General features: G+C 56.7%; 2 protein-coding genes and 3 tRNA genes. 2 read left to right on the top strand and 3 right to left on the bottom strand.

The features are described 5' to 3' along the window. Together EIEH_RS10770 and EIEH_RS10765 are read right to left on the bottom strand one after the other, a co-directional pair. Positions 1-76: transfer RNA gene (locus EIEH_RS10770), tRNA-Val, on the bottom strand. A 39-nt stretch (positions 77-115) separates the two neighbouring features. After that, positions 116-191, bottom strand: a tRNA-Val gene (locus EIEH_RS10765). Between the two features lie 332 nt (positions 192-523). On the opposite strand from EIEH_RS10765, the gene gltX reads away from it, so the two are divergent. Beyond that, entirely contained in the window at positions 524-1,939 is a 1,416-nt protein-coding gene (gltX, locus tag EIEH_RS10760) for a glutamate--tRNA ligase (RefSeq protein ID WP_015870626.1), read from the top strand. A 69-nt stretch (positions 1,940-2,008) separates the two neighbouring features. Here gltX and EIEH_RS10755 read toward each other — a convergent pair whose 3' ends face one another. Further along, positions 2,009-2,353, bottom strand: coding sequence for a DNA-binding protein (locus tag EIEH_RS10755; RefSeq protein WP_015870627.1), 345 nt, complete (start codon positions 2,351-2,353; stop codon positions 2,009-2,011). Positions 2,354-2,607: 254 nt separating this feature from the next. Between EIEH_RS10755 and EIEH_RS10750 the strand changes: the two genes are divergently transcribed. After that, a tRNA-Ala gene (locus tag EIEH_RS10750) sits at positions 2,608-2,683 on the top strand. The last annotated feature ends 52 nt before the right edge of the window (positions 2,684-2,735 follow it).

Here is a 2,735-nt window from a genome sequence, read left to right as displayed (position 1 = left end):
TGGTGGGTGATGACGGGATCGAACCGCCGACCCCCTCCTTGTAAGGGAGGTGCTCTCCCAGCTGAGCTAATCACCCAATCTGTATGGCGCTACACGGCGGGACACTCTAAAAGAGTGGTGGGTGATGACGGGATCGAACCGCCGACCCTCTCCTTGTAAGGGAGATGCTCTCCCAGCTGAGCTAATCACCCCCGCTGTGTGAGGCCGCATTATAGGGAGCCGCGGAAAATGGTCAACGCTTTTTTCAAGAAAAACTGTCGTTCGCCGGAAAAACGCCCAACGTGTCGCAGACTTAGCCAAAAGGGGCAGATTTAGCGTCTTTTCCCTGCCGATCCCGGCGCGGACGGTGGGTGAGGCGGTATGCCAACGGCGTCGGCTGACGCTGAGCGTGGGTGCGACAGGGAATTGCCTAACGACGTTGAGGAATTGGGGGGTAATGGTAAAATGCCGCCCACAGATATTTTGCAACCCGCTTACCTATACTGGGAATGGTGGGTAACCTGCGTAACAAGGCCACGTTCACATGAAAATCAAAACCCGTTTTGCGCCCAGCCCGACCGGCTATCTGCACGTCGGTGGCGCCCGTACTGCGCTTTACTCCTGGCTGTATGCCCGCCATAACCAGGGCGAGTTTGTCCTGCGTATTGAAGATACCGATCTGGAGCGCTCCACGCAGGAAGCTATCGATGCCATTATGGATGGCATGAACTGGCTGAATCTGGATTGGGATGAGGGTCCGTACTACCAGACCAAGCGTTTCGATCGCTACAATCAGGTGATCGATCAGATGTTGGAGCAGGGGACCGCCTATAAATGTTATTGTTCCAAAGAGCACCTGGAGCAGCTGCGCGAAGATCAGATGGCCCGAGGAGAGAAGCCGCGCTATGACGGTCGCTGCCGCCATGACCACTGCCACCATGCCGATGATGAGCCGCACGTGGTGCGTTTCCTCAACCCGCAGGAAGGCTCCGTCATTTTTGATGACAAGATCCGTGGCCCGATCGAATTCAGTAACAAGGAGCTGGACGATCTGATCATCCGCCGTACCGATGGCTCACCGACCTATAACTTCTGTGTGGTGATCGATGACTGGGATATGGGGATCACCCACGTTATCCGCGGTGAGGATCACATCAACAATACGCCACGCCAGATCAACATCCTGAAGGCGCTCGGCGCGCCGGTGCCGGAGTATGCCCACGTTTCGATGATCCTGGGCGATGATGGCAAGAAGCTGTCCAAACGCCACGGCGCCGTCGGCGTCATGCAGTACCGTGATGATGGCTATCTGCCGGAAGCGCTGCTGAACTACCTGGTGCGTCTGGGCTGGGCCCACGGCGATCAGGAGATCTTTAGCGTGGCGGAAATGACGGAGTTCTTCACCCTGGACGCCATCAGCAAGTCAGCCAGCGCCTTTAATACCGAAAAGTTGCAGTGGCTGAACCACCACTATATTAACCATCTGCCGCCGGAGCAGGTCGCCGGACACCTGGCATGGCACGTGGCGCAGGCTGGCTATGATATCGCCAACGGTCCGCAGCTGACCGAGATCGTGACCCTGCTGGGTGAGCGCTGTAAGACACTGAAAGAGATGGCGCAGCAGGCTCGCTATTTCTACGAGGAGTTTAGCGCGTTTGATGCCGACGCCGCGAAGAAGCACCTGCGTCCGGTCGCACGTCAGCCGTTGGAGCTGGCTCGCGCCAAACTGGCCGCTATCGGTGACTGGCAGGTGGCGTCTATCCACCATGCGATTCAGTCAACGGCCGATGAGCTGGAGGTCGGGATGGGCAAGGTTGGGATGCCGCTGCGTGTCGCGGTGACCGGTCAGGGGCAATCGCCGAGCGTTGACGTGACTATCCACGCCATCGGTCAGCAGCGTGCGTTGACGCGTATTGATCGCGCGTTGGCGTTTATCGATGAGCGTTCGGCGCAGCAGTAAGCGTTGAGGACATAATAGATAGTCAAACCGGCTCTGGCCGGTTTTTTCTTGCCCGTCGCCGGCACAGGTTCAGTCACCCAGACGGCGTAGAAACTCGTTGATGCCGATACGCAGGATCAGCGAGGTGACCTTTTTACGCTCCTCTTCGCTCATTTGCAGCAGAATGGAATACCACACCTTTTCCGGCTGGTTGCTGCTGATCAGATACTGTGCCTGCTCGTCACGGGCCAGCAGTTCGTCGACCACCTCCGGCGGAAAACAGCTGATGTGATATTCCACCGCTTTGCCTTGAACGCCGCTGCGTCGCTGTCGGCGCCAGCCTTCGGACTTTGCCCGCTGGTTGATGGCCTGCGGGGTCGATGGAAATCCCCCGATGCCGGCCAGCTCTTTCGCCGAGTACCACTCCTTGTTCATGCTGCATTCCTGAAATAGGTAGAGAGAAGTAAGTCGTATCACTTAATTGTACAAGTTACATGTTTACTCAATGTTAGGGGATAGCGCCAGACGGAAAAAGGTAAAATTGTGGATTGGTGGACAGAGATTGTTGAGTAAATAGACTGACTTGGCGGCTTTTGCCGCGCTTAACGCAGGAAAGATAATTAGCCGTTGACAGTGCCGGTAGCCTTGCCCTATCATGCGCCCCGTTCCCGCAATGAAGCGGTGTATACGGGGCTATAGCTCAGCTGGGAGAGCGCTTGCATGGCATGCAAGAGGTCAGCGGTTCGATCCCGCTTAGCTCCACCACTCTTTTCCAGAGAGAGTGGGTAAGGTATACAGGGTTTGGGAACGACCACAG

The sequence above is a fragment of the Edwardsiella ictaluri ATCC 33202 genome (assembly GCF_000264785.1).
Classification (GTDB): Bacteria; Pseudomonadota; Gammaproteobacteria; order Enterobacterales; family Enterobacteriaceae; genus Edwardsiella; species Edwardsiella ictaluri.
This window is presented reverse-complemented; position numbering and strand designations above follow the sequence as displayed.